This is a genomic window from Leisingera sp. F5 (genome assembly GCF_001593695.1).
The window spans coordinates 1-1,391 of sequence record NZ_LUKH01000978.1; the positions used below are offsets into that span (position 1 = coordinate 1).

Here is a 1,391-nt window from a genome sequence, read left to right on the forward strand (position 1 = left end):
GAGCTGCATTCGCTGCCGTCCTATTACGGCTACCATGTTGCCCTGGCTGCCTTTGTTCCGGCCATTGCAGCGCTGGCCATCTGGCTGCTGGCGCAACCGATGTTTGTTGAGACCCGCGTCTCCGGCATGATCCCGGCCGAAGCCGTCCCGGAAAGCTCCACCCTCGGCCTGGTGATGAGCGACGTGCGCCGGGTGGCCGAAGGGCTGGATCTCGCGGTAGAGCAGGGGCTGCTGACTGCCCGCGAAGCCCGCAATGCTGTCGGCGGCGAACAGGACCTGCGCGCCCTGATGGGCGACGTCGGGGTTGCCTTGGGTAACGAGGTGCGCCCGGAAGTGCTGGCAGCGGCGCAGACCTACCGCAACCTGTCACACACCGGCAGGACTGCGATGACCGTGGTTGTCGCGCTGCTGGCGCTTGGCGGTTTTGCCTGGGCCTACAGCCGCTCCCACAAGGATTTCCGCGCCCGAAACGTGGTGGAACGCGCGGTTCTGGCGCTGCTGATCCTCGCCGCTTCGCTGGCGATCCTCACCACCATCGGCATCGTCCTGTCGATGCTGTTTGAAACCAAAAACTTCTTTGGCCTGCACAGCTGGACCGATTTCTTCTTTGGAACCACCTGGGCGCCCAACTTCCGCGGCGACAGTGACCTGTCGATCCTGCCGCTGTTGTGGGGCACGCTTTATATCTCCTTCATCGCGCTGCTGGTAGCGGTGCCAGTGGGCCTGTTTGCCGCCATCTACCTGTCCGAATACGCCAGCGGCGCGGTGCGTGCCTTTGCCAAGCCGCTGCTGGAAATCCTCGCAGGCATCCCCACCATCGTTTACGGCCTGTTTGCGCTGCTGACGGTGGGTCCTGCGCTGGCAAACCTGTTCTCCAAGGGCGGCCTCTTGGGTGTTGAGTGGATGGCGGGCGCCACCTCGGTTCTGACTGCGGGTCTGGTGATGGGCATCATGCTGATCCCCTTTGTCTCCTCGCTGTCTGACGACATCATCAACGCGGTGCCGCAGGCGATGCGCGACGGCTCGCTGGGACTGGGCGCCACCAAATCGGAAACCGTGCGCCAGGTTGTGATGCCGGCAGCTCTGCCGGGTATCGTCGGCGCGGTGCTGCTGGCCGCCTCGCGCGCCATCGGCGAGACCATGATCGTGGTGATGGGGGCAGGGGCGATTGCCAAGTTCTCCGCCAACCCGCTGGAGTCCATGACCACCATCACCACCCGCATCGTCAGCCAGCTGACCGGCGACACCGACTTTGCCAGCCCTGAAACGCTGGTAGCCTTCGCCCTGGGCCTGACTCTGTTTGTCCTGACCCTCGGCCTGAACGTCCTGGCGCTCTATATCGTGCGCAAATACCGGGAGCAGTACGACTGATGACCGACCTCAGCCAATCC

General features: G+C 64.1%; 1 protein-coding gene. It reads left to right on the forward strand.

Going from position 1 to position 1,391, the window contains the following annotated elements:
• Positions 1-1,371 (forward strand): phosphate ABC transporter permease subunit PstC (gene pstC, locus A2I95_RS38050; RefSeq protein ID WP_291737600.1); only part of this gene is annotated, 1,371 nt, incomplete at its 5' end.
• Positions 1,372-1,391 lie beyond the last annotated feature (20 nt).